Origin of the sequence: Allobosea sp. TND4EK4 (genome assembly GCF_900156025.1) — a bacterium.
Classification (GTDB): domain Bacteria; phylum Pseudomonadota; class Alphaproteobacteria; order Rhizobiales; family Beijerinckiaceae; genus Allobosea.
In genome coordinates this window covers 12,855-36,724 of sequence record NZ_FTMO01000021.1, presented here as the reverse complement: position 1 = coordinate 36,724, position 23,870 = coordinate 12,855, and the positions used below count along the sequence as shown (strand labels likewise).

21 protein-coding genes are annotated in these 23,870 nt (G+C 66.9%); 18 read left to right on the top strand and 3 right to left on the bottom strand.

Annotated elements, in window-relative coordinates:
* Positions 1 to 59 precede the first annotated feature (59 nt).
* Positions 60 to 1,133, bottom strand: coding sequence for a hypothetical protein (locus BW981_RS19535; protein WP_139333857.1), 1,074 nt, complete (start codon positions 1,131 to 1,133; stop codon positions 60 to 62).
* Positions 1,134 to 1,184: 51 nt separating this feature from the next.
* Complete coding sequence (locus BW981_RS19530; RefSeq protein WP_076442263.1) at positions 1,185 to 2,831, bottom strand: DUF3987 domain-containing protein; 1,647 nt, start codon at positions 2,829 to 2,831, stop codon at positions 1,185 to 1,187.
* Positions 2,832 to 3,938: 1,107 nt separating this feature from the next.
* Between BW981_RS19530 and BW981_RS19525 the strand changes: the two genes are divergently transcribed.
* The 18 genes from BW981_RS19525 (at position 3,939) to BW981_RS19440 (ending at position 22,428) form a co-directional block, all read left to right on the top strand.
* Positions 3,939 to 4,784 carry an AraC family transcriptional regulator gene (locus tag BW981_RS19525; protein ID WP_076442261.1) on the top strand — a complete coding sequence of 282 codons (846 nt, stop codon included), beginning with the start codon at positions 3,939 to 3,941 and terminating at the stop codon, positions 4,782 to 4,784.
* 304 nt (positions 4,785 to 5,088) lie between these two features.
* On the top strand, positions 5,089 to 8,037 hold the full coding sequence (locus BW981_RS19520) for a xanthine dehydrogenase family protein molybdopterin-binding subunit (RefSeq protein WP_076442259.1): 2,949 nt from the start codon (positions 5,089 to 5,091) through the stop codon (positions 8,035 to 8,037).
* Positions 8,034 to 8,861 (top strand): FAD binding domain-containing protein, encoded by an 828-nt coding sequence (locus tag BW981_RS19515; protein ID WP_076442258.1) that lies wholly within the window; start codon positions 8,034 to 8,036, stop codon positions 8,859 to 8,861. Before BW981_RS19520 ends, BW981_RS19515 begins: the two co-directional genes overlap by 4 nt.
* On the top strand, positions 8,849 to 9,382 hold the full coding sequence (locus tag BW981_RS19510; RefSeq protein ID WP_076442256.1) for a (2Fe-2S)-binding protein: 534 nt from the start codon (positions 8,849 to 8,851) through the stop codon (positions 9,380 to 9,382). Before BW981_RS19515 ends, BW981_RS19510 begins: the two co-directional genes overlap by 13 nt.
* Positions 9,375 to 10,919, top strand: a complete 1,545-nt coding sequence (locus BW981_RS19505) for an AMP-binding protein (RefSeq protein WP_076442254.1) — start codon at positions 9,375 to 9,377, stop codon at positions 10,917 to 10,919. Before BW981_RS19510 ends, BW981_RS19505 begins: the two co-directional genes overlap by 8 nt.
* Positions 10,920 to 10,955: 36 nt before the next feature.
* Positions 10,956 to 11,759, top strand: coding sequence for an enoyl-CoA hydratase/isomerase family protein (locus BW981_RS19500; protein ID WP_076442252.1), 804 nt, complete (start codon positions 10,956 to 10,958; stop codon positions 11,757 to 11,759).
* A 4-nt stretch (positions 11,760 to 11,763) separates the two neighbouring features.
* Positions 11,764 to 12,240 carry a PaaI family thioesterase gene (locus tag BW981_RS19495; protein ID WP_076442250.1) on the top strand — a complete coding sequence of 159 codons (477 nt, stop codon included), beginning with the start codon at positions 11,764 to 11,766 and terminating at the stop codon, positions 12,238 to 12,240.
* A 48-nt stretch (positions 12,241 to 12,288) separates the two neighbouring features.
* The gene (locus BW981_RS19490; RefSeq protein ID WP_076442248.1) at positions 12,289 to 13,467 is read left to right on the top strand and encodes an ABC transporter substrate-binding protein; all 1,179 of its coding nucleotides are present in this window, start codon (positions 12,289 to 12,291) and stop codon (positions 13,465 to 13,467) included.
* A gap of 66 nt (positions 13,468 to 13,533) precedes the next feature.
* Positions 13,534 to 14,424 carry a branched-chain amino acid ABC transporter permease gene (locus tag BW981_RS19485; RefSeq protein ID WP_076442246.1) on the top strand — a complete coding sequence of 297 codons (891 nt, stop codon included), beginning with the start codon at positions 13,534 to 13,536 and terminating at the stop codon, positions 14,422 to 14,424.
* The gene (locus BW981_RS19480; protein WP_083712502.1) at positions 14,417 to 15,457 is read left to right on the top strand and encodes a branched-chain amino acid ABC transporter permease; all 1,041 of its coding nucleotides are present in this window, start codon (positions 14,417 to 14,419) and stop codon (positions 15,455 to 15,457) included. The genes BW981_RS19485 and BW981_RS19480 overlap by 8 nt, the downstream gene beginning before the upstream one ends.
* Entirely contained in the window at positions 15,454 to 16,197 is a 744-nt protein-coding gene (locus BW981_RS19475) for an ABC transporter ATP-binding protein (RefSeq protein WP_076442244.1), read from the top strand. The genes BW981_RS19480 and BW981_RS19475 overlap by 4 nt, the downstream gene beginning before the upstream one ends.
* A 1-nt stretch (position 16,198) precedes the next feature.
* The gene (locus tag BW981_RS19470) at positions 16,199 to 16,906 is read left to right on the top strand and encodes an ABC transporter ATP-binding protein (RefSeq protein WP_083712501.1); all 708 of its coding nucleotides are present in this window, start codon (positions 16,199 to 16,201) and stop codon (positions 16,904 to 16,906) included.
* 4 nt (positions 16,907 to 16,910) lie between these two features.
* Entirely contained in the window at positions 16,911 to 17,726 is an 816-nt protein-coding gene (locus BW981_RS19465) for an alpha/beta fold hydrolase (RefSeq protein ID WP_076442242.1), read from the top strand.
* On the top strand, positions 17,723 to 18,706 hold the full coding sequence (locus BW981_RS19460) for a Bug family tripartite tricarboxylate transporter substrate binding protein (RefSeq protein ID WP_076442241.1): 984 nt from the start codon (positions 17,723 to 17,725) through the stop codon (positions 18,704 to 18,706). The genes BW981_RS19465 and BW981_RS19460 overlap by 4 nt, the downstream gene beginning before the upstream one ends.
* A 116-nt stretch (positions 18,707 to 18,822) precedes the next feature.
* Positions 18,823 to 19,743, top strand: coding sequence for a LysR family transcriptional regulator (locus tag BW981_RS19455; RefSeq protein WP_076442239.1), 921 nt, complete (start codon positions 18,823 to 18,825; stop codon positions 19,741 to 19,743).
* 95 nt (positions 19,744 to 19,838) lie between these two features.
* Complete coding sequence (locus BW981_RS19450; protein WP_076442238.1) at positions 19,839 to 21,308, top strand: aldehyde dehydrogenase family protein; 1,470 nt, start codon at positions 19,839 to 19,841, stop codon at positions 21,306 to 21,308.
* Positions 21,305 to 21,913: a UbiX family flavin prenyltransferase gene (locus BW981_RS19445; RefSeq protein WP_076442236.1), complete on the top strand. Its 609-nt coding sequence runs from the start codon at positions 21,305 to 21,307 to the stop codon at positions 21,911 to 21,913. Before BW981_RS19450 ends, BW981_RS19445 begins: the two co-directional genes overlap by 4 nt.
* A complete protein-coding gene (locus BW981_RS19440; RefSeq protein WP_076442235.1) occupies positions 21,910 to 22,428 on the top strand; it encodes a TIGR02444 family protein in 519 nt (172 codons plus the stop codon). Before BW981_RS19445 ends, BW981_RS19440 begins: the two co-directional genes overlap by 4 nt.
* Positions 22,429 to 22,443: 15 nt before the next feature.
* Here BW981_RS19440 and BW981_RS19435 read toward each other — a convergent pair whose 3' ends face one another.
* Positions 22,444 to 23,847: a UbiD family decarboxylase gene (locus BW981_RS19435; protein WP_076442233.1), complete on the bottom strand. Its 1,404-nt coding sequence runs from the start codon at positions 23,845 to 23,847 to the stop codon at positions 22,444 to 22,446.
* Between the last annotated feature and the right edge of the window lie 23 nt (positions 23,848 to 23,870).

The following is a 23,870-nucleotide window of genomic DNA, read 5'->3' as shown; positions in this document are numbered from 1 at the left end:
GGCCAGAATGCCAGAATGCCAAAACTCGGGCATGATCCCTTGCTGGGCGCACGTGGCGTTTACCGCAGCCCCGGTCCGCTGCGCCGTGCTTCAAGAGCGCGAAGCTTGCCGCGACTGTGAGCAAGCCGCGGCCTGATCCTGGCGACTTCGGCCGGATCGGCCCGCGGAATGGGCAGGCCTTTCCCCGCTTTCTCGGATTTCTTGCCGTAGTGGAAATCCGCAGTGTCGTCGGTCGCGTGTCCCATCAGCGCAGCGATGATGGCGCATCCGAGATCGTATTCCTCCTCGGTGCGGGCGTTTCCGAGATAGAAGGCCTTGAGCCTGCCCGAAAAGACATGGCGGGTAGTATAAGGCGTCGGGCGGTTCTTGCGGAACAGGAGCCTGGTGATCGCGCGCATGACCTCCTCTATGCGCTTCAGCAGTGACTGGTAGACCTTGCGAGGCAAAGCGTTGACCCGATTGGCCCAGTTTACGATATTGTCGCGATGGTCCTGGGACAGGTTGCCGAAGACGAGCGTCCTTTTCGGGCCGTGGGCGCGCCCGTTCCCCCGCTTGGCATTCGGCACGATCATGACCAACGCCCTGCCCTCAATCCTGATCTCCGTCTCATGCCATTCGATCGGCCTCAGGCCGCAGAGCAGGTTCGCCTTGAAGAAGGCGCTGAAATCCGAGGCGTAGCGAGACCGCAGCCCTTGCGCCTTGGCCAGGATGCTTTCCGAGGCCTCGTCGGTCAGCGCCCTGGCCTTCGCGGCAGAGGTACGAAGCGGAAGCTTGGGCTTTCCCCTGCCGCCAGCCGCTGACCCATCTGCATGAGCAACAGCAGCAACAGCGACGGTCTTGCCCCTGGATTCCTTGAGCAGCTTCAGTGCTTCAGGCAAACTTGGGGGAGGACGATCCGACAGCCGCTGCAATTGGAATTCCAGGGCAAACGTCGTCGCAGCGCGGTATTGCCGGAACGAGCGGGGCCTGAGCTGGTCTTGCTGCACCAGAAGCCATTCCACAAACGCGACGGCCTTCAGCTTGGGGCTTTGGAGTTCCTTCTGAGCACGCAGCCAGAGCTGCCGAAAGCGCTTGGCGTAAGCGATTTCTGTCTCTTCCCTCCGTGTCGGATCTGCCGAACTCATGATGTACACCCCCGTTACTCCGGTGTTACGCGAATGAAAATGCTGGACCGGCCAGACTGCTCAGCCGGTCGGAAAACGCCGCTTCTCCACTGCAACACGCAGGCGCGGATTGACCTCGTAGGACACCGATGGACGCCCCTTTGCGCCAAGGTTACCGACCGGTCGAAGCACGCCGGCTATAGCCAGGCTATCGAAGGCCTGACGAAGAGCAGGCCCGTCCGGGAACAGTCCGCGGTGTCCCCTACTCAGGTCCCTTCGATTGACCGTCGCGAGCTTGTTCTCGACGACATAACGTATGACCCGTTCAGCCAGACCAGCCGGCACAGTGGAACCTGAAGCCGCAAGGGCCTCCATCATACCCGGCACAAGAACGAGATCGACGAAGCGGACAGCAGCAGCGACCGTACCGCTGGAAATCCCCCGGGGCCGCCTAGGCTCGACAGCCGAAGCCGCCCGCAACATCTCGATGGCGAGCGCAACCCTCATTGCCTGCGTACCGGCGCGCTCCAACCAGGCCGAGGCCGGCCCCCCGCCAAGCCGGGCGGCTTCCTGTTCCCAACGCCGCACAGCCTGCTCCAGAACCTCGACCGCATGCACGCTGAGGAGGAGTTCGTGCTCCTTTTCCCCCCAGCTCCGCAGAACGGAGAGAATGTTCTCGATCACCGTCAGATCTACGGCATTGCGCGCGATGGCGAAGGCCGGCTTGCGAGCTGGAGCAATCCACATCATCCGCGCGAAGAGCTGATGATTGCGCTCGACCTTGAGATCCGCGAGCGCCGCCGGAACGGTTCCGATCAGAAGCGACAATCCGAACGCCTCGATCCGCCGGATATCGTCATGCATTGCCGAGGGCACATTAAAGGCATCGCCATCATAACCGGCGAGGACGAGGTCGCCGAGCGGCTCGCCAGGTTGAGCTGCCCGCAAGAGCTTACCGCCCTCTTCCACCATGTAGAACAGGCCCCGCCCGGCCGCCGCTGCCTCAACAATCGCAGGCGGCGCCGTCTCATGCACCACGATCCGGGGCATGACAGGGGCACCTTGCCCACCCGTCCACGTCGGTGGTGGCGGCTCGGGCCTGCCTTCAAGTTCGGCGCGCTTTGCCAGGGTGGCATGACCCTTCAACGCAGCATCGTGAAGCAGCCTCTCTTGGACGAGCTCGCCCAGTGCCTCCTGCCATCTCGTCAATTCGCCAGCCTCTATCGTCAGCAAGAGCTTCGACAAGCTGGTCGCAATCGACATCCGGCGCCAGCCGGCCGGCGTCACGAGACAGGCCCAGAGATTGGGGGGCTCTGACCAAACTGCGCCTGCCCGCGCCCGCACCCGCGTACCGATCGCGGCACCGGCAATGACCAGGAACGCACTCGTCGCCACGATTCGCGGAAGCGAGTGCACGCGCGCAACGTCGTCGAGGCAATTCTCAATCGCCACCGGGAAGATTAATGGCGGCCGCACTGGTCGACCGACGATGCCTTCGACCACTGCTTCGTCCAGTTCGGCGAATCCGTCAGCCGCCCCATCATCGAGCGTCGTCGTCTCGGAGCTGATCGTGACCAGCGCCTTGGCCTGTCTGAGTTTCGCCTCCTGCGGCGCCGTATGCGACGGCGCACTCTCGACCTCCGGCGGCTTCGGGTGCCGACCGGAATTGAGCGGATTACCTTCCTCCGCAGCGATATCCGCTTGCGGACGGTGTAGATGACTTGTCATTGATCCCACGCCTCTTGGGGTGCACCGAGGTCGTGAGAACCGGCTCTCGCCGCAGAAGATCGGCAGCGCTCGCGCCGCTGTCTAGCCATACAATGTAGGAAAAATCAGAATATTTTCAGTTGGGTATCCGTTTGTTCCCGCGACCTTGATCGGACGACGCGCGATCGACCACCAACATCAGGGCGGCGTCTGAGCGAGCACGCGCTCCTGAACTCGCACGCACGAGCGCTACGTAACAACACCGCGACCTTCGCGATTGTGGTCGCTGTTAGGGCAGAGCAGTGGCCGCGTTCTACCGCCTCTAATATTTCGTCCCGCTCGACGACACCGGTCATGCCTTTCGTACGTGCCGAATTTCCCAATGATTGCAGTGCCCATCATTATCTCGTCGGGCGCGCCGCTTCGGTACAGATCTGCGAACCTCTTGCACATTGGCGGGGTCGTCCTTGACGGCCTGCGTCGCCGCGCGGGTACTGTCGACGAGACGTGCGGCACCGTGGCGAATTCCACCCGATCTGGCAAAGACTGCAGCTAGCCTGTCCGGAAAGGGATCGAGCCGCTCGCGATATTTTCCGCGACGAATTGCCCGAATGCGCGAGCTTTTCCACCCGCGGGGCCGGCGCTGGGGCGAGCGATTCTGCCCGAGCACGCGGCAAACCCGTCACTCTGATACCGCCGGGACGAGCCGGACGTGCTCCACGCATGCATGGCGACGCCTGTGGTTACGTCGTTTCCCGACCCGGCTTCGTTCAGGATCGATTTGTCGAGCGTCAGGTCCGCGGCGACAGAAATCATTATATTTTCGTAGCGCTCGCATCTTTTCGCGGTGAGATGCGGTCCTGACCATCGTCGCTGGCGCAACCTCGGGCCCGGCCTGCGCCGAGCGGCCGGTGGCGCGCGACGCCATCCTCGCAGGGCGGCGGACGAGGCACGGGCGACAACCCATCCCGGCGCTCCGGCGGTCATTCGTGACATTCACTTGCTTAAGACGACGCCTGTCGCCACATTCGAACTGTCGCGTAAACAAGCTTCGCCATGTCCGGTTCTCGAAACGTCGGAGGCGCTGGGGAACACGCTAAGCAGCATCGGGCTGGATAGGAGAGGTGAATGTCCGACGCCCTGCGCATCGTGCATGGAGCCTTCGGGAGAGTGGCACTGCTGGACATGGACCGCAGCCTGGTCCGTCATGCGCATCCTCATTGCCACGTCCTGCTGAAGGTCGATGGCGACGACACCCAGTTTCTCGTCGGTGATCATGTCGCGCCCTTGACAAACGATCTCGCGGTGTTGGTCAACGCTTGGGAGCCTCATGCCTATATCCATGACCCTCGCCGAAAGAATGCGCTGATCCTCGCCCTCTACATCGAGCCGGACTGGCTGCGCGGCTTCCGGCCGAACTGGGCGGCAAGCGGCGCACCCGGCTTTTTCGAGCAATCGGCTGGGGCGGTGACCGCCCACATCCGCCAGATCGCGCTGGATCTCTCGGCCGAGATGGTCCATGCGCCAGGCGCTTCGAAGCGTCAGGAAGATCTGCTCTCGGAGCTGATGATCGCCGTCATCGAGCGTTTCACGCCCTGGCGCTCCGTCGGTGCCTCGCTGCGCGAAATCGCGCGCAGCCAAGCGATCGATTGGCGGGTCGGCAAGGCGATCATGCTGATGCGCAGCGATCCGGCGGCCTCGCCCAGCGTCGATACCTTGGCGAAATCAGCCGGTCTGTCGCGCGCGCACTTCTTTCGCATGTTCGAAAGCTCGACCGGCGTAACCCCGCACGTCTTCCTGAACGTGCTGAGGGTCGAGATGGCGGTGGGCGCGATCGTCGACGGCGACGAGACCTTCGCCACGATCGGAGACCGGCTCGGCTTCAGCGCGCCGGCGCATTTCACACGCTTTTTCCGCGACCATTGCAGCGTCGCGCCCAGCGAGTTCCGGCAAGTCGCGCGGCTCGGGCGCTGAGTGGTTTTACGGACGCTGACGCTCGACCGTCATTTTCGGGAAATCACGCGATATCGCGCAAATTCAGACCATCATCTCAAAGTGTTTTTTTGAGATCGGCCGTTTCAGGTCGTTTTGGAGACTTTTGGTCAAATCCAGAGACCGGAAGAGGATGTGCAATCCCCCTCTTGAGCTATGCTATCTCATTAAATTTTGAGACTTATCGGTAAGTCGCGAGACTAAGCGGGATCGCGCTCGCCGACCGTTTCGCACAGCTTCCCCGGCCAGACGCCAGACACAAAGAGCGTCCCGGGAGCAGACGTCGTTGCGGCCAGAAGCCATCACATGGACCGGACAATCGGTTGAGCGCGTTGAGGACGCCGCCCTGCTGAGCGGTCGTGGCCGCTTCATCGACGACCTCGGCGTGAAGCCCGGCACGCTCCACGCCGCCATTCTGCGCTCGCCGCACGCCCATGCCGACATCCTCTCGATCGATATCGCGGCAGCGGCTGCCATGCCGGGTGTCGCGGCTGTTGTCGTCGGAGCCGATCTGGCGAAGCTGACGACCCCGATGCTGGCCGGGCTGAAGATCGCCGCGGAAAACTGGCCGATGGCCGTCGAGCGCGTGCGCTATGTCGGCGAACCCGTCGCCATCGTCGTCGCGATGGACCGCTATCTGGCGGAAGACGCCCTCGACGCAATCGAGATTTCCTACCGCACCCTGCCTTGCGTGGTCGAACCGCTGGTCTCGATCGCGCCCGATGCGCCGCTGCTGCACGAGAAGACGAGCGGCAACCTCGTCAGCGACCGCCGCTTTCGCTATGGCGATCCCGAAAGCGCCTTCGCCGAGGCGGCGCATCAGATCTCGGTTTCCATCGCCTATCCCCGCAATACCGGCTCGCCGATGGAGACCTTCGGCGTGGTCGCGGAATACGACCCGCATGAGGGCGTCTATGACGTCCTCGCCAATTTCCAGGGGCCGTTCAGCATCCACGCCGTGCTCTCGCGGGCGCTGAAGGTGCCGGGCAACCGGCTCAGGCTGCGCATGCCGCCGGATTCGGGCGGCAGCTTCGGCGTCAAGCAGGGCGTCGCGCCCTACATCATCCTGATGGCGGTGGCGGCGCGCATCGCCGGCCGCCCGGTGAAATGGATCGAGGACCGGCTCGAGCATCTCGGCGCCGCCGTCGCCGCGACGAACCGCGTCACCACGCTGAAGGCCGCCGTCACATCCGAAGGCCGGATCACCGCGCTCGACTGGGACCAGGTCGAGGATTGCGGCGCCTATCCGCGCGCGCCGGAGCCCGCCACGCTCTACCGCATGCACGGCAACATGACCGGCGCCTACGACGTCCGGCACGTCGCCATCCGCAACCGGGTCGCGCTGACGAACAAGGCGCCGACCGGGCTGGTGCGCGGCTTCGGCGGCCCGCAGGTCTATTATGCGCTGGAGCGACTGATGCAGCGCATCGCCGTCGAGCTGAAGCTCGACCCGCTGGCCGTGATCCGCGCCAATCTGATCCCCGGCGACGCCTTTCCCTACCGCACCGCTTCCGGCGCGCTGTACGATTCCGGCGACTATGTCCGGGCCATCGATCTCGCTGCGGCGGATGGGCGCCTCGCAGCGCTGAAGCGCCGCCGGGACGAGGCGCGCGCCGAGGGGCATCTCTATGGCATCGGCTTCGCCGCCGCCGTCGAGCCCAGCGTCTCGAACATGGGCTATATCACCACCGTCCTGACGGCCGCAGAGCGCGCCAAGGCAGGCCCCAAGAACGGCGCGCAGGCGACCGCGACCGTCGCCATCGACCCCGTCGGTTCGGTCAGCGTCCATGTCGCCTCGGTGCCGCAGGGCCAGGGGCACCGCACCGTCCTCGCCCAAGTCGTCGCGGACGCCTTCGGCCTGCCCTGGCAGGACATCCGGATCGTCACCGAACTCGACACCGGCCGCGACGCCTGGTCGATCGCATCGGGCAATTATTCCAGCCGCTTCGCCGCCGCCGTGGCCGGCACGGCGCATCTTGCCGCGACCAGGCTGCGCGACAAGCTCGCCCGCATCGCGGCAGGCCAGCTCGACGTCCCGGCAGAGCAGATCTCTTTCGCCGGCGGCGCCGTCTTCGCCAAGGGTGTGCCGGAGAAGACCCTGCCTTTCGGCCGCGTGGCGGCACTCTCCCACTGGTCCCCGGCCCTGCTGCCGGAAGGTGTCGACCAGGCGATCCGCGAGACTGCCTTCTGGACACCGCCGGAGCTCACGGCACCAACGGAGTTCGACGAGGTCAACTCCTCGCTCTGCCACGGCTTCATCTTCGACATGGCCGGTGTCGAGGTCGATCCAAAGAGTGGCAAGGTGCGCATCGACCGCTATGTCACCATGCATGACTGCGGCACCGTGCTGCATCCCGGCATGGTCCACGGGCAGATCCGGGGCGGCTTCGCCCAGGCGCTGGGCGCGACCTTCTACGAAGAGCTCGCCTATGCGGATGACGGCGCCTTCCTGACCGGAACCTTCGCCGACTATCTGCTGCCGACCGCGACCGAGACGCCGGACATCGAGATCCTGCACATCGAGACGCCCTCGCCCTTCACGCCGCTCGGCGCCAAGGGCGTCGGCGAAGGCAACTGCATGTCGACACCGGTCTGCTTGGCCAATGCGGTGGCAGACGCGCTCGGCGTCTCCGACATCACATTGCCGATGACGCCGGGGCGTGTCGCCGCGCTCGTCGCGGCCGAGGAGCCCGCGCCTCCCGCCAACCGTTCGAACCGCCCCGCCGCATCGACGAAGGCCGGCGACCGCACCCTGCGGGGCGAGGGTCAGGCCAAGGTCGCGGCACCGCCGGAGGCAATCTGGACGATGCTGCTCGACGCCGACCAACTCGCCGCCATCATCCCCGGCTGCCACGGCGTCAAGAAGCTGTCCGACACGCATTTCACCGCCGAGGTGACGCTCGGCATCGGCCCCGTGAAGGGCCGCTACAAGGCCGAGATCAAGCTGTCCGACCTCGACCAGCCAAAGGCCGCGACCTTGACCGGCTCGGTCTCCGGCGCGCTGGGCACCGGCGGTGGTGCGGGCCGCATCACGCTCACTCCCGGCGCGGACGGTATCACGACGATCGCCTACACCTACGAGGCCGCAGTCGGCGGCAAGGTCGCGGCGATCGGCGGGCGGCTGCTCGATGGCGCGGCCAAGGCGATCATCGGCCAGTTCTTCGCAGCGCTGGCGCGCCGCGCCGCGCCGTCCCGCCCCGGGTTCTTCGCCCGGCTCTTCGGGAGGCGCGCATGAAGCCCGCCGCCTTCGACTATGTCCGCGCGCAGCATCTCGACGAGGCGCTGGACGTGCTGAAGCAGCAGGGTGGCGAGGCACGCGTCATCGCCGGCGGCCAGTCCCTGCTGCCGATGCTCAACATGCGCCTCGCCAAGCCGGCCGTGCTGGTCGACGTGATGGGCATTCCCGGCTTCGGCGAAATCCGTCGGGAGGGAGACGCCATCGTCGTTCCGGCGGGGGTCAGGCAAGCGAAGCTGCTCGCGCGGCTTGGCCTCGCCACGGAACAGCCCCTGCTCGCCGCGGCACTGCCCTGGGTAGGCCACTACCAGACCCGCGCGCGCGGCACGGTCTGCGGCTCGACCGCCCATGCCGATCCGAGCGCTGAGATCCCTCTTTGCCTCGTCGCCCTCGACGGCGAAATCCGCCTGCGCTCCCGCAAGAAGCGGCGCAGCCTCAAGGCATCGGAGTTCTTCACCGGGATGATGGTGACCGACAAGGCCGAGGACGAACTGATCGAGGCCGTCGCTTTTCCCGCCGCCGTGAAAGGCGCCGGTTACGCCTTCCGCGAGGTCGCCCGCCGCCATGGCGATTTCGCTATCGTCGCCTGCGCGGCGATGGCTACGGCCGATGCGATCCATGTCGCGGTCGGCGCCGTCGCCGACCGGCCCGAGCGGCGCAGTTACCCCCTGCTCGAAGGCAGCGCACTCGACGACGCCCTCAACGCCTTCGCCTGGGAGCTCGACGCGCGCGACGACATCCACGCCACCGCGCGCCTGCGTCGCGACCTCGTGCGCAGCCTCGGCCGCGAGGTCATCGAGGAGGCCCTGCGATGCCGCGCCTGACCGCCGGCGCCCGCCACAGGGTCGCCTTCACGCTCAACGGCAAGCCGGTCTCGCTCGATGCCGAGCCGCGCCTGCTGGCCACCGACGCCCTGCGCCAGCAACTCGGCGCCACCGGCACTCATGTCGGCTGCGAGCATGGCGCCTGCGGCGCCTGCACGATCCAGATCGACGGCGAACCGGCACGCGCCTGCCTGACTCTCGCCGTGCAGCTCGAAGGCCGCGACGTGCGCACGGTCGAGGGGCTCGCCCCGGCAGCCGACCGCCTCTCCGTGCTGCAAGCGACCTTCCGCCGTCACCACGCCTTGCAATGCGGCTTCTGCACCGCCGGCATCCTGATCTCTCTCGACGCCTTCCTGCGCACCTCTCCGAATCCGGACGAGCAGGAACTGCGCGAGGTCGTCGGCGGCCATCTCTGCCGCTGCACCGGATACACCGCGATCGTCGCCGCCGCGCTTGATGCCGCCGCCACCCTGCGCGGCGAACCCGCTTCATCCGTCAATCGAGACCCCGTCCATGTTTGATCTCGGCACCAGCTTTCTGGCCAGCGTGGCGCGCACGCCCGGCGCGCTCGCGATCGTCGACGGCGATGTCCGGCTCACCTATGCGCAGTGGCTCCAGCGCATTTCCTCGGTCGTCGCCGCCTTCGACGGCATGGGGCTGAAGGCTGGCGACCATGTCGTCACCGTGCTTCAGAACCGCTGGGAGGCGGCGACGCTGCATTGGGCCTGCCAGTTCGCGGGGCTGACCATCACGCCTATCAACTGGCGCGCGAAGCCCGACGAGATCGATTTCGTCGTCGAGAACGCCGGCGCGCGGGCGATCGCCTTCGAAGCCGTCGCCGGCGACGCCATCGCCGAAAGCCTGCTGGCGGCGGCGATCCCGCGCATCGCGCTCGCCGCGGCCGACGGCGCGGCCGAGCTGACCTTCGCCGAGATGCTGGCGACGCCGGCTCCGCTCGCGAGCCCGCGCGCCGATGCCGAGGCCTGGTCGCTGATGCTCTACACCTCGGGCACCACCGCCAAGCCGAAGGGCGTGCCGCGCCGCCACCGGGCCGAGCGCATGGCCGGCCTCGCCCATGTCGCGCAGAACCTCTACGCCGGCGGCGAGCGCACGCTCGGCGTCATGCCGCTCTACCACACCATGGGCGTGCGCTCACTGATCGCCATGTCGCTGATCGGCGGCACCTTCGTCTGCCTGCCGCGCTTCGACGTCGCCAGGGCGCTCGAGCTGATCGAGGCCGAGCGCATCACCAACCTCTATCTCGTGCCGACGCTCTATCACGACGTCGTCCATCATCCGCGCTTCGCGCAGACGGACGTCTCCAGCGTGCGCAAGCTCGGCTTCGCCGGGGCGCCGATGACCGACGGGCTGCTCGGTAGGCTGACCGAGGCCTTCCGGCCGGAGCTCTTCGTCAATCACTACGGCTCCTCCGAGATCTACACCTTCACGATCAACCAGAAGGCGGCGGAGAAGCCCGGCTCGGCCGGCAGGGCCGGGCTCAACCAGCTCATCCGCGTCGTCCGGCTCGGCGGGACCTCCGCGGAGGAGATCGCGGCGGCCGGCGAAGAAGGCGAGATCGTCGCGCTGGCGGCGAGCGACGAGGCCTTCGAAGGCTACTGGAAGCGACCCGAGGCCGACGCCAAGTCGCTGCGCGACGGCTGGTACTTCACCGGCGACACCGGCTATGTCGACGAGGACGGCGACCTCCATGTCAGCGGCCGTGTCGACGACATGATCATCACCGGCGGCGAGAACGTCTCGCCGGTTGAGATCGAGAGCTGCCTGTCCCTGCATCCGGGCGTGTCGGAAGTGGCCGTGGTCGGCCTGCCCGACGAGCGCTGGGGCAAGATCGTCGTCGCCTTCGTGCAGCGCCGCGGCAGGGTCACGGCCGAAGAGCTCGATCTCCATTGCAAGGTCTCGGGGCTCGCCAACTTCAAGCGCCCGCGACGCTTCGAATTCGTCAAGGCCATCCCGAAATCGCCGGTCGGCAAGCTACTGCGCCGGCAACTCGTCGCGGGCGAATACGAGCCGGAAAGCTCCGGCATCGCCGCCGAATGACATCCGTCAAATCCCACTCGAAAGGCTGAAAGCTCCATGAACGCCGTCTCGTCGATCAACCCCGCGCTCACCGATCTCGATGGTTTCACCGTCGAGATCGACGCCGCCCGCGAGCGCGCCGACATCATCCTGAACCGCCCGCCGATGAACGTCATCTCGATGCCGCAGCGCGACCAGCTCCGAAAGGTCTTCGAGGCGCTCGACGAGGACGAGCGCGTCCGCGTCATCGTGCTGCGCGCAATCGGCGAGAACTTCTCCTCGGGCGGCTATATCAAGGGTTTCCTCGACGCCTCGCCCGAGCATGTCTCGAAGCTCGCCTGGAACATCGCCGCCCCGGCCCGCTGCTCGAAGCCGGTGATCGTCGCCAATCGCGGCTACACCTTCGGCGTCGGTTTCGAGATCTCGCTGGCCTGCGATTTCCGCATCGTCTCCGAAACCTGCCAATACGCGCTGCCGGAGCAGAAGCTCGGTCAGATCCCCGGCTCGGGCGGTTCGGCGCGCCTGCAGAAGATCGTCGGCATCACCCGCACCAAGGACATCGTGATGCGCTCCAAGCGCATCCCCGGCCAGCAGGCGCTCGACTGGGGGCTCGCGACCGAGTGCGTCCCGGACGGCGAGCTGGAAGCCGAAACCGACCGGCTCGTCGACGAGCTGCGTGCGTTTTCGCCGATCGCCCAGCGCACCGCCAAGAAGCTGCTCAACGACACCGAGGATTCCTCGCTCGCGATCGCGATCGAGCTGGAGGGGCATTGCTACAGCCGCCTGCGCCAGTCCGACGATTTCCGCGAGGGTGTCGAGGCCTTCCACGCCAAGCGCGCGCCGAAGTTCGTCGGAAGTTGAGGCCATGGGGAGCGAGTTCGCGACCGTGGGCGACAAGGGCCGATACGAGGCGACGGTGAAGGAACTCGCCCGTCTGGCGCGCGGCACCTTCCTCGATCGTCTCGGCCTGCGCCTCGTCGCGATCGATGCGGATTCGCTCGCCGCCGAGTTGCCCGTCAGCCCTGAGATCGCCGGGCGTGACGGCCGGCTTCAGGCCGGCATCGCCCTGGCGATCGCGGAGGCCGCGGGCACGTTGGCGAGCCAGGCCGTCATCGACCGGCGGTCGCATGAAACGGCCTGCTTCGACGCGAGTGCCAATCACTGCGGCTGCGTCGCCGTCGGCGAAACCGTGCGGGTCATGGTGCGGGCGCTGTGCCTCGGCGGCCGCACCCATGACTGGGAAGTGCATCTAAAAACGGCCGACGACCGGCTGCTCTGCGTCGCGAAACTGCGCATCGCCATCAAGAACCGCACGGACGAACCCGTCCGCGCGGCTGCCTGAGCAGGGTCAACCTGCCCGCGCAAATATCTCAACGGGAGGATTTTCATCATGAAGGCCAGAATTCGCATCACCGCCGCCGTACTGCTCGCCGCTGCGGCGCTCTCGCAGCCCGCTCTCGCCCAGTCCGGGCCGATCAAGATCGGCGTCGTGACGCCGCTGTCCGGCACCTACACGCCGATCGGCCAGCAGGTCCGCTGGGGCCTCGAACTCGCCGCTAAGGAAATCAACGCCGCCGGCGGCATCGCCGGCCGGCAAGTCAACCTGCTCTTCGAGGACGAGGAGGCGAACCCCGCCGTCGCCGTCCAGAAGGCCGAGAAGCTGTTCCAGGTCGAGAAGGTCGATTTCCTCGCCGGCACGGTGAATTCCGGCTCGACGCTCGCAGTGGCGCAGCTCGCCGAGCGCAACGACAAGCTCGCCGCGACGACCGTCTCCTTCGCCGACTCGATCACCGCCGACAAATGCTCGCCCAACATGTTCCGCGTGAACGCGCGCGCCGAGCAGCAGTCGGTCGCGCTCGCCGCCTGGCTCGAGAAGGAAAAGCCGAAGTCGAAGGTGTTCTATCTCGGGCCGGACTACGAGATGGGCCGCTCGACCGTGGCCGCCTTCAAGGCCAATGCCGAGAAGACCGGCGCGCAGTCGACCGGCGAGGTCTTCGCCCCGCTCGACGCCAAGGACTACACCCAGTATTTCGGCCAGATTCGCGCTTCGCGGCCGCAGGTGGTCTACACCTCCGTCGCCGGCAACGATACCGTGCGCCTGCTGACGCAGCTGCAGGATTTCGGCCTGCTTTCCAACCTCACCGTGGTCGGCGCCTCCGGCACCGTGACCTCGCAGAACATCGGCGCCATCGGTGCGGCGGCGGAGGGCTTCGCTACCGGCGTCGGCTATTCGACGCAGATCGACACGCCCGCCAACAAGAAGTTCGTCGAGACCTTCCGGGCCGCCACCAAGGCCGATCCCGACCTCTACGGCGCCGACAGCTACGGCCTGCTCTTCGCCTACAAGGCTGCGGTGGAAAAGGCGGGCTCGACCGAGACGGCCAAGGTGCGCGAGGCGCTGCGCGGGCTCTCCTGGCAGACGCCGCAGGGCGAGAAGACGATCCGCGCCGGCGACCATCAGGCGATGCAGCCGATGTATGTGGTCCGGGTCAACAAGGGCAAGTTCGACATCATCGCGAACGTGCCCGCCGATCAGGCGATCGGCCCCGACACCTGCACCCGGTTCTGAGGACAAGCCGGTATAGCACTCCATTACCAATGGAGTGCTATGCGGCGCCCTCGCGGAAAGCACCCAATGTCCCCCATCGACTACCTGCAATTCGTTCTGGCGCCGCAGGTCGTGAACGGCCTGGCGCTCGGCGTCGCGGTCGTGCTCGTCGCGCTCGGCCTGACGATCATCTTCGGCATGCTCGACGTCATCAATATGAGCCATGGCGAGTTCTACGCTATCGGCGCCTATGTCGCGCTCGCCATGGGCGCGGCCGGCATCGGCTTCTGGTTCCTGCTCGTGCTCGTGCCGATCCTGATGGTGCCGCTCGGCATGGCGGCGGAAAGGCTGCTGATCCGGCCGGTGTTCGACAGCAAGGACCGGCACGTCACCACGCTGCTCGTCACCTTCGGCCTCGCGCTGATCGTCGAGGACGTGCTGAAGGTGATCTTCGGCCCCAATACGCAGCGCCCGCCGACGCCAATCCCCGGCGCGACCGACCTGTTCGGCATCATCGTGCCGAACTACCGGCTGTTCCTGATCGCGGTCGGCGCGCTGATCGTCGCCGGCGTCGCCTATGTCGTCTACCGCACCAGGCTCGGCGCCATGGTCCGGGCCGCCGCCTTCGACCGCAACATGGCGGCGTCGCTCGGCGTGCCGGTCTCGTTGGTCTATGCCGGCACCTTCGCCTTCGGCGTCGGCCTCGCCGGTCTCGCGGGCGTGCTGCTCGCGCCGATCTACTCCGTCTTCCCGACCATGGGGCGCGACTTCATCCTGCTCGCCTTCACCGTCGTCATCGTCGGCGGCATGGGCTCGATCTGGGGCGCGGTGGTCGCCGGCCTTCTGCTGACGCAGGTGCAGGCGCTCGCCAGCCTGGTGATCTCGCCGGTCTGGACCGATCCGATCGTGTTCGGGACCATGGTCGCCTTTCTCGTCTTCCGCCCGCAGGGCCTGTTCGGGAGGCTCGGCCATGCGTGATCGACTCACCACCTCCATGCGCGCCAGCCATGTGCTCGCGCTGATTTTCGTCGTCGCTGCGCTGTGCCTGGCGGCGTTCGGCGCGGCAACCGGCGATACCTTCTATCTGCGACTGGGCACCGAGGCTTTGATCTTCGCCGGCCTCGCGCTCTCGGTCGACCTGCTGCTTGGCTACTCCGGCGCGCTCTCGCTCGGCCAGGCGCTCTATTTCGGCATCGGCGCCTATGTCTCGGCGCTGACGCTGATGAAGGTGCCGTCCTTTTGGCTCGCCATGGGCGCGGCCTTCCTCGTCACGCTGGCGGCGGCGATCATCGGCGGGCTGATCGCCAACCGGGTGCGCGGAGTGTATTTCGCGCTGATCACCTTCGGCCTTGCCCAGGTCTTCGCCAAGGTCGTCTACAACACCCGCGAACTGGGCGCCTCCGACGGCATGATCGGCGTGCCGGTGATCCAGATCGGGCTCGGGCCGTTCTCGGTCTCGGCGGCGAGCCCGGCCGGCTTCTTCCTCGTCGTGCTCGGGATCATCATGGGGCTCTACGCGCTGACCGCCTATCTGCTCGACACGCCGTTCGGGCGCGTGCTGACCGCGCTGAAGGCCAACGAGAAGCGCGTGCCCTTCCTCGGCTACTCGGTCTGGCGGGCGCGCATGGCGGCCTATGTCTTCGCCGGGCTCGTCGCAGGGCTCTCGGGAGCGCTGTATCCGATGCTGCGCGGCTTCGTCTCGCCGGAGCTGATGTTCTTCGCCACCTCCGGCAACGCGGTGATCTCGGTCATTCTCGGCGGCGTCGGCACGCTGATCGGCGCGATCTACGGTTCGGTGCTGCTCGTCATCCTGAAGTCGATCATCGGCAGCTGGACCGAGCACCACCTGATCGTCATCGGCCTGCTCTTCATGGCCTGCGTGATGTTCCTGCCGAAGGGGATGGTCGGCTTCGTTCGCCCGCGCATCGAGCGGCTGCTCGGGCGCGAGCCGGCCGCGCCGGAACCGGCTCCGCCATCCTCCGCCACCATCAAATCCGGGAGCGCCGCATGACCCCGCCCGTGCTCGACATCCGCGATCTCGGCATTTCCTTCGGCGGGCTGAAGGCCGTCGATCAGGTCAGCTTCTCTGCGGAACGCCACCGCATCACCACCGTCATCGGGCCCAACGGCGCCGGCAAGTCGACCCTATTCAACCTGATAAGCGGCGCAATCAAGCCGCAACGCGGGCAGGTGCTTATCGACGGCGTCGACATGACGGGTGCCGCCCCCAACCGCACCAAGGCGGCCGGGCTCTCCCGCTCCTTCCAGATCACCAACCTGTTTTTCGAGCTGACGGTCGCCGAAAACCTGCGGCTCGCCGCGCAGGTTCTGGAGCCGGCCGGCCGCGCCTTCCTGCCGGTACGCCGTTCCGAGCGCGCCATGGCCAAGACGGCGCAGATGCTGGAGCGCTTCGGCCTGACGCATCGCCGCGACGAGATCGCCGGCAACCTCTCCCATGGCGACCAGCGCCGGCTGGAGATCGCTGTCTGCCTCGCTTCGGAGCCCAAGATCCTGCTGCTCGACGAGCCGACGCAGGGGATGAGCCACGGCGACACGGAGGACACCGCGAAGCTCGTTCGCAACCTGACCGAGGACGTCACGGTGCTCCTGATCGAGCATGATATCGGCCTGGTCATGGACCTCTCCGACCATGTCGTCGTCATGCATCAGGGCCGCAAGCTGGCGGAGGGTCCGCCGAAGGTCGTGCGCGCCGACCCGGCCGTGCAGGCCGCCTATTTCGGACATCACTGACATGCTCGCCATCCGCGGACTCCACAGCCATTACGGCCGCAGCCACATCATCCAGGGCATCAATCTCGACGCCGGGCCGGGCGAAGTCATCGGCATCTTCGGCCGTAACGGTGTCGGCAAGACGACGCTGCTCAAAACGATCGCCGGCTGGGTCAAGCCGAGCGAGGGCGTGATCACGCTGGGCGAGCTCGGCCTCGGCGGGCTGACGCCGGACCGGATCTGCCATTCCGGCGTCGGCTTCGTGCCGGAGGACCGGCGCATCTTCCCGGGTCTGACCGTCGAGGAGAACCTCTCGCTCGGCCTGCTGCAGGTGAAGGGCCGGCCGGCGCGCGAGCAGCGTCGCGCCGTCGAGGCGATCTACGACCGTTTCCCGCGCCTCGGCGCACGCCGCCACCAGCTCGGCACCACGCTCTCGGGCGGCGAGCAGCAGATGCTGGCGATGGCGCGCGTCATGGTCGGCGAGCCGCGCCTCGTGCTGATCGACGAGCCGAGCGAGGGGCTCGCGCCCATGATCGTGGCCGAGGTCTTCGCGATCGTGCGCGAATTGCGCGACCGCGGCGCGATCGTGCTGCTCGTCGAGCAGAACGTCCACGAGGCGCTGTCAGTGTCCGATCGCTTCCATGTGGTCGAGCGCGGCCGCATCGTGTTCAGCGGCGAGGCCGAGAACGCGGACGACCGCGCGCGGCTGATGCAGCTCATCGCGGTCTGAGCCGATGCCCAAGCGCTTCATCCGCGGCCGATGGCTGGACTACCGCCTGCTTGGCACTCTCGACGGGGGCCGTCCGCCGATCGTGCTGCTTCATCACGGCTTCGGACACGCCGATTGCTGGGGCCGTTTCCCGCAGCGCCTGCACGCAGCGACGGGCCGTCCGGTTCTCTCCTATTCGCGGCAGGATTGCGGTCGTTCCGACGCGAGCGAGGGCCCGCGCCGGCCCGACTTCCTCGAGCGGGAAGCCGAGGACATCCTTCCCGCGCTCCTTGCCTCGCTGGGCACGAGGCGCGCCTGCCTCTTCGGCCATAGCGACGGAGCCAGCATCGCGCTGATCGCCGCCGCACGCTGTCCCGAGCTCGTCGAGCTCGTGGTCGCCGAAGCACCGCATGTCTTCGTCGAACCCGTGACGCTGGATGGCGTCCGCGCCATGACGGCCCGCTTCGACGGCGACGAAACGTTTCGCCGCCACGCGATGAAGGGGCATGACGATGGTGTCCGCGCTTTCAGGCTCTGGAGTGAGATCTGGTCGAGCCCGGAATTCGCGCAGTGGTCCATGGTAGACGAGCTCGCCGCGATGCGCGTGCCGGCGCTGCTCCTACAAGGCGATGCCGATCCGTTCGGCTCGTGCGTCCATGTCGAATGCATTCGCGACGCCAGCCGGGGACCGGTCGATCTGCGGATAATCGAAGGGGCCGGCCATGCACCGCACCGGACGGCCGACCTGATCCCGAGCTGGGTCGGCGCCGCGCTCGCGCTCCAGCAAAAGAACCGAAGAGAGCCGGCATTGGGACCGGCCGAACAAGGGGGACCATCATGAAATTCCGCCATGTCCTGCGGGCAGCCGGCCTCATAGGCTTGCTGGGTACGCTCCAGCCTGCAGCCGTCTCGGCCGAAACCTATCCCGACAAGCCGATCAGGCTGATCATGCCCTTCGGGGCCGGCAGCGCCAGCGACACCATCGCGCGCATCGTCTCCGACAAGCTCGGCGACCTGCTCGGCCAGCGCATCATCATCGAGAACCGCGCCGGCGCCGGCGGCAATATCGGCACCGGGGCGGTGGCACGCTCCCCCGCCGACGGCTATACGCTGATCTTCGCGGCACCCGGCCCCTTCGTCGTCAACAAGACGCTCGAAAAACTGCCCTATGACCCCGAGAAGGACTTCGAGTTCATCTCGCCGGTCGCGACCCTCGTCAACGTGCTGGTGGTCAACCCGACGAAGATTCCGGTCTCAAACGTGCAGGAGTTCATCCGCTTCGTGAAGGAGCGGCCTGGCGCGATCAGCTACTCCTCGGTCGGGCCGGGATCGTCGCAGCACTTGGCCGCGGCCTATTTCGACATGGTGACCGGCACGCGCATGGTCCATGTGCCCTATCGCTCGGGCAGCCAGCTCGCGCTCGATCTGGTCAGCGGCGACGTCCCGGTCAGCTTCCAGCTCATCCCGAACGTGATCGCGCAGATACAGTCGGGAGAGGTCAAGCCGCTGGCAGTGACGACGAAGCAGCGCAGCAAGAGTTTCCCCGACTTTCCGACCATGGCTGAGGCCGGCGTCGAGAACTACGAGTCCTACGCCTGGTTCGGGCTGGCCGCGCCGAAGGGCACTCCCGCTACCGTGCTCGCGCGCCTGAGCGAAGCGGCCAGGGCGACGATGGCCGACGCGACCGTGCAAAAGCGGCTGCTGGATATCGGCGTCGAGCCGTCTTCCTCCTCGCCGGAGGCGTTCCGGACCTTCGTCTCGGACGAGATCGCGAAATGGGCCAAGGTCATCAAGGATGCCGGCATCGGTGCCGCCCAATGAGAGGGACGACCGGCTGAGCGAAGCCGATCCGCGGGAAGCCGGCAGCGATGCTGGCGGTTTCTCGCGGGGATGATAGGATTTCCTCATTCGATCACACATGATGATAACGTGGACGCATGGATCTGCGCCAGCTCAACTATTTCCTGAGCCTCTACGAGGAGGGCTCGACGACACGCGCCGCACGGCGGATGAATGTGGTCCAGCCCGCTCTTTCCATGCAGATTTCCAAGCTGGAGGACGAATTCGGGCAGAAGCTGTTCGAGCGCTCCTCCCAGGGCATGACGCCGACGCCTGCGGGGGTGCTCGCCTACCAGCTCTTCTCACCGCTATTGCGTGACATCGCCGACGCAAAGCGGCGCGTCGCCAGCAGTTCCGACGAGATCAGCGGCCGCATCGCGGTCGGCGTGGTCGCCTCGGTGACGACGAGCGTGCTCGCCAGCACGCTCGCCATCGTCTCGCGGCAATATCCGGGCGTCGAGGTCTCGGCCTGCGATGGCTATTCGACGACGCATATCGACCAGGTTCGCGGCGGCATGCTCGATTTCGCCATCGTCAACAAGATGCGGCGGCGGCTCGAGCTTCCGTCGATCGATCTCCTGCACGAGGAAATGGTGCTCGTCGCCAAGGCGGACAGCGGGCGCGACCTTCCCTCGCCGGTCTTGTTCCGTAATCTCGCCGGGCTGCCGCTCGTCCTGCCTTCCAAGGGAACGGGGCTGCGCACCATCATCGACGACATCGCCGACGAGGAGAACGTCGCGCTTTCGATCCGGCTCGAAGTCGACGCCGTGACGGCGATTGAGGGGCTGATCCGGCAATCCAATCTCCTCTCGATGCTGCCCGCTATCGCCGTCCATCGCAGCCTGCAGGACGGCAGCCTGCGCGCGCACCGCATCGTCGCCCCGCGCGTGACCCGGCAACTGATCTGCGTCCACAATCCGCGCCGACCGTTGTCAGAGGCGTCGCGGCTGTTCATCGAGGTTATGACCCGGGAGCTGGCGGCGGCTGCCGACGTGCTGGAGGATTACGGCTCGGCCTGATAGCCCATATCACCTATCCCTATTATCGCTGATAGCGCTGCGCTTTTACGATCCGGTTCGGATTGATCTGCCGGATTGCGAGCGTGAGGCCCGAAATGACGATCGAAACTGCCCTGCACTGGATTGCCGGCGAATGGCTGCCCTCGCAGGACGGCGCCCTCGCCGAGAGCATCGATCCTGCCACCGGCCAGGCCCTCGGCCGTTTCGCCGCCGGTGGGCGGGCCGAGGCGCGAGCCGCTATCGCCGCCGCCAAGCGCGCCTTCCTCGACCCCGCATGGTCGCAGAACCCGCGCCTGCGGCAGGACGTCTTGCTGGCCTGGGCGGCGCGGCTGGACGCGCGAAAGGACGAACTCGCCCGTCTCCTGACGTGGGAGAATGGTAAGGCCATCGCCCAGTCCCGGGGCGAAATGGGGGGCGCCATCTCAGAGATCCGCTACTATGCCGGCCTTGCCCGCCATGTCCCCGGCCATGTGCTGGAAGTGGAGCCGGGCGTGTTCTCGACCATGCTGCGCGAGCCCGCCGGCGTCGCCGCGATCATCGTGCCGTGGAACGCGCCGGCTGTGCTGCTCGTGCGTTCGCTGGCTCCGGCCCTCGCCGTCGGCTGCACGGCGATCGTCAAGCCCGCGCCGCAGACCACGCTGTTCACCGCCGCCTTCCTGCAGGAGCTGGACAAGGCGGGCGCACCGGCGGGCGTTTGCAACATGGTCGCCGAGACCGGCCACGAAGCGGCGCAGGAGATGGCTCTCTCCGACGATGTTGACGTGCTGAGCTTTACGGGCTCGACCCAAACCGGCAAGGCGATCATGGCTGCGGCCGCGCCAACGATGAAGAAGCTCTCCCTCGAGCTCGGCGGCAAATCCTGCTGCGTGGTCTTCGAGGATATCGATGTCGCCGCGATCGCGCCGCAGATCGCGGCGGCCGCCACCATCATCTCCGGCCAGCAATGCACTGCGGCGCGGCGCGTGCTGGTGCATGCCTCGCGCTACGGGGAAATGAAGGCGGCCCTGCGCGCGGCGCTGTCCGCGCTCAGAGTGGGGCCGGGGCTGGATGCCGCGACGCAGATCGGCCCGCTCATCGACCATGCCACGCGCGACAAGGTCGGGGCGCGTATCGAGGAAGCGTTCGATCTTGCCGACGAGGTCGTGCTGCGCGGCTCGGTGCCGGGCGGCGTGCTCGCGGAGGGCGCCTATCTGACACCGTCGATCGTCGCCCATACCGACACCAAGGCGTTCTTCACCCAGGAAGAGATCTTTGGGCCGCTACTGGTGCTCGAACGCTTCGAAAGCGAGGCCGAAGCCGTCGCGAAGACCAACGACACCGTGTTCGGGCTATCGGCCAGCGTCTGGACCCGCGACGTCTCGCGCGCCATGCGGATCGCGCGCGCATTGCGCAACGGCACGGTCTGGATCAACGACCACAACAAGCTCTTCGCAGAGGCCGAAACCGGCGGCTATCGCCAGAGCGGCCTCGGGCGTCTGCACGGCTTCGACGGGCTCGCCGATTTCACGGAACTCAAGCACATCTATCTCAATGCCGGGGTCGTCCCGGCCCTCACAGCTTCATGAGCGGTGCAAGGCAACGTGTGATCGTCGGCATCTCGGGTGCGTCGGGCGTCATCTACGGCGTGCGCGCGCTCGCATTGCTGCGCGCGGCCGGTGTTGAGACGCATCTCGTGATGTCGCGCTCGGCCGAGATCACGCTGGCGCACGAGACGGATCTCAAGATCGCGCAGGTTAAGGCAATGGCCGATGTCGTTCATGCGCAGCAGGATATCGGCGCGGCGATCTCGTCTGGCTCGTTCCGCACGCTTGGCATGCTGGTCGCGCCCTGCTCGATCCGCTCGATGTCGGAGATCGCGACCGGGGTGACCTCGGGCCTACTCAGCCGCGCGGCAGACGTGGTGCTGAAGGAGCGGCGCCGGCTCGTGCTGATGGTGCGCGAAACGCCGCTCCATACCGGCCATCTGCGCTCGATGACGCAGCTCTCGGAAATGGGCGCGATCATCGCCCCGCCGGTGCCCGCCTTCTATGTCCGGCCCGGCACCATCGACGAGATGGTCGACCACAGTGTCGGTCGCATGCTCGACCTGTTCGGCATCGAGGCCGGCACGGTCAGGCGCTGGGGCGAGGCGGTCGGCCCGAAGCCGCGCCGCCGCGTAAGCGAGGCATGAGCGCGCAGGAGAGCTGTTGGCGCTTCATCGGCGCGGTTTATGCCGCCCCGGACGTACAGGACGCCTGCCTGCGGCTGCAGCAGCGCGATGGCGCCGACATCGTGCTGCTGCTCTTCGGCGGCTGGCTGGCGAGCGAGGGCGTCGTGTTCTCCTCCGAAGGCGCGGCGGACGCCGCCGCGCTGGTTTGGTCCTGGCGCGAGCAGGCGATCCTGCCACTCAGGGCGATCCGAACGCAGTTGAAATCCTCCCCTGCGGTGACCCGTCCGGAGGGCGCAACCCTTCGCGACCGCATCAGGATCGACGAGCTGGCCGCCGAGCGGATCGAACTCGACATGCTGGTCGAATGGAGGCAGGCGCGCTTTCCCTCCGGGCTGGCGGCCGATCAGACGCTCGTCGCCGGCAATCTCGCCGCCTGCCTGCCGTGTGCCCCGATAGACGCCGCCTCGAAGGCATGGCTCGACACGATCGTCGCCGCCTGCGCCGACCAGATCGCCGCGACGCCGCGAAGCAGCTGAGCTTGCCGCGTCGGCCTACCGTTCCAGCGCCCCGCGCCAGTCGGAGCCCGACGCGATCACGACGTCGATATCCACCTCGGCCTGGCCGGGAACGCGGATGCGCTTGAACTTCATCTCGGGCGCGTCGAGGGGGATGGTGGCGTCGAGGCCCATCTTGGCGCCGACGCCGCCTTCGGTCGACGGATCGAGCTTCGAGCCCTGCGAATGCGAGATCACCACGAGGTCGCGATCGGCCTGGAAGCGGGTCGCGATTGCCCACTCGACCTCCTGCGGATCGTGGATGTCGACATCCGTGTCGACCACCACCGCATGCTTGATGTCGTAATGCGCGGCAAAGGCACCGAGCAGCACATTCTTCGCCTCGCCGGTCTGGGTCTGCTTCAGCTTGACGTAGAGATGGTAGCGGCCGACGCCGCCGAGCGCGAGGTGGACATCCTGCACGTTCGGGAAGCTGCGCTGCAAGGTCGCCAGGATCGTCGCCTCGCGCGGTATCGCGCCGAGCAGAAGATGCTCGAGCCCGCCGCCGACGATGGTGTGGAAGATCGGCTTCTCGCGATGCGTCACCGCATCGACATGCATGACGTGCCGGTCGGCGCGCTCCCCGTAATATTGCGGAAACTCGCCGAAAGGCCCTTCGGGCTCGCGGGTTCGCAGCAGGATGCGCCCCTCGATCACGATCTCGGCCTCGGCCGGCACGAGCACGCGGTTGGTCTTGCAACGCACGACGTCGAGTGGCCGCCCGACCAGCGCGCCGGCGATCTCCAGCTCGTCCTGACCTGCGGCGACGATCGCCTGCGAGGACAGCAGCGTCGCGGGATCGACGCCCACGACCAGCGCCACCTCCAGCCCCTCTCCCGCCTGCTCCGCATTGCGATAGAACAGGTCAGTATGGCGGGGCAGGATCAGCACGCCGATCCGGTCCGGCCCGCTGATCTGGCAGCGCAGGATGGCGACGTTCTGCGCGCCGGTCGCCGGGTCGTGCGAGATCATCAGCCCGGCTGAGACATAGGGCCCACTGTCATGCTCGTTCAGCGTCGGCACCGGCATCAGCTTCAGGATGTCGATGTCGCGGTCGTGCACTACAGTCTGGCACGGTGCGTCCGCCACCTCGTTCAGTGGCAGCGGATTGGCGGCGGCCTTCTGGAAATGACGCACCAGCTCGCCTTGCGAGACGCCCAGCGCCTCGGCCATCCAGGCCCGGCTCGACACCAGCCCGGAGACGACCGAGCCGTGATGGCCGCCGGGCCGCGGGAAGAAGCTCGCCTTGCGCCCGTCCAGCCGGTTCGCCACCGCCGCGACCTCGTGCACGAGCCCGATGCCGGGCTTCGCCACGGCCAAACGATCGTTGCCGGCGAGCCGGTCGAGCCAGTCCCGCAGGGTGAATACGGGCGAAGGGGCGGCGGAAGAGACTTGAGACATTGACGCTTCACCCATGGCGCGTG

Bases quoted from the DNA above. Each gene is read 5' to 3' on its own strand.
- BW981_RS19530 (WP_076442263.1), bottom strand. From the start codon at position 2,831: ATGACAAGTCATCTACACCGTCCGCAAGCGGATATCGCTGCGGAGGAA.
- BW981_RS19525 (WP_076442261.1), top strand. From the start codon at position 3,939: ATGTCCGACGCCCTGCGCATCGTGCATGGAGCCTTCGGGAGAGTGGCA.
- BW981_RS19515 (WP_076442258.1), top strand. From the start codon at position 8,034: ATGAAGCCCGCCGCCTTCGACTATGTCCGCGCGCAGCATCTCGACGAG.
- BW981_RS19510 (WP_076442256.1), top strand. From the start codon at position 8,849: ATGCCGCGCCTGACCGCCGGCGCCCGCCACAGGGTCGCCTTCACGCTC.
- BW981_RS19505 (WP_076442254.1), top strand. From the start codon at position 9,375: ATGTTTGATCTCGGCACCAGCTTTCTGGCCAGCGTGGCGCGCACGCCC.
- BW981_RS19500 (WP_076442252.1), top strand. From the start codon at position 10,956: ATGAACGCCGTCTCGTCGATCAACCCCGCGCTCACCGATCTCGATGGT.
- BW981_RS19495 (WP_076442250.1), top strand. From the start codon at position 11,764: ATGGGGAGCGAGTTCGCGACCGTGGGCGACAAGGGCCGATACGAGGCG.
- BW981_RS19490 (WP_076442248.1), top strand. From the start codon at position 12,289: ATGAAGGCCAGAATTCGCATCACCGCCGCCGTACTGCTCGCCGCTGCG.
- BW981_RS19485 (WP_076442246.1), top strand. From the start codon at position 13,534: ATGTCCCCCATCGACTACCTGCAATTCGTTCTGGCGCCGCAGGTCGTG.
- BW981_RS19480 (WP_083712502.1), top strand. From the start codon at position 14,417: ATGCGTGATCGACTCACCACCTCCATGCGCGCCAGCCATGTGCTCGCG.
- BW981_RS19475 (WP_076442244.1), top strand. From the start codon at position 15,454: ATGACCCCGCCCGTGCTCGACATCCGCGATCTCGGCATTTCCTTCGGC.
- BW981_RS19470 (WP_083712501.1), top strand. From the start codon at position 16,199: ATGCTCGCCATCCGCGGACTCCACAGCCATTACGGCCGCAGCCACATC.
- BW981_RS19465 (WP_076442242.1), top strand. From the start codon at position 16,911: ATGCCCAAGCGCTTCATCCGCGGCCGATGGCTGGACTACCGCCTGCTT.
- BW981_RS19460 (WP_076442241.1), top strand. From the start codon at position 17,723: ATGAAATTCCGCCATGTCCTGCGGGCAGCCGGCCTCATAGGCTTGCTG.
- BW981_RS19455 (WP_076442239.1), top strand. From the start codon at position 18,823: ATGGATCTGCGCCAGCTCAACTATTTCCTGAGCCTCTACGAGGAGGGC.
- BW981_RS19450 (WP_076442238.1), top strand. From the start codon at position 19,839: ATGACGATCGAAACTGCCCTGCACTGGATTGCCGGCGAATGGCTGCCC.
- BW981_RS19445 (WP_076442236.1), top strand. From the start codon at position 21,305: ATGAGCGGTGCAAGGCAACGTGTGATCGTCGGCATCTCGGGTGCGTCG.
- BW981_RS19440 (WP_076442235.1), top strand. From the start codon at position 21,910: ATGAGCGCGCAGGAGAGCTGTTGGCGCTTCATCGGCGCGGTTTATGCC.
- BW981_RS19435 (WP_076442233.1), bottom strand. From the start codon at position 23,847: ATGTCTCAAGTCTCTTCCGCCGCCCCTTCGCCCGTATTCACCCTGCGG.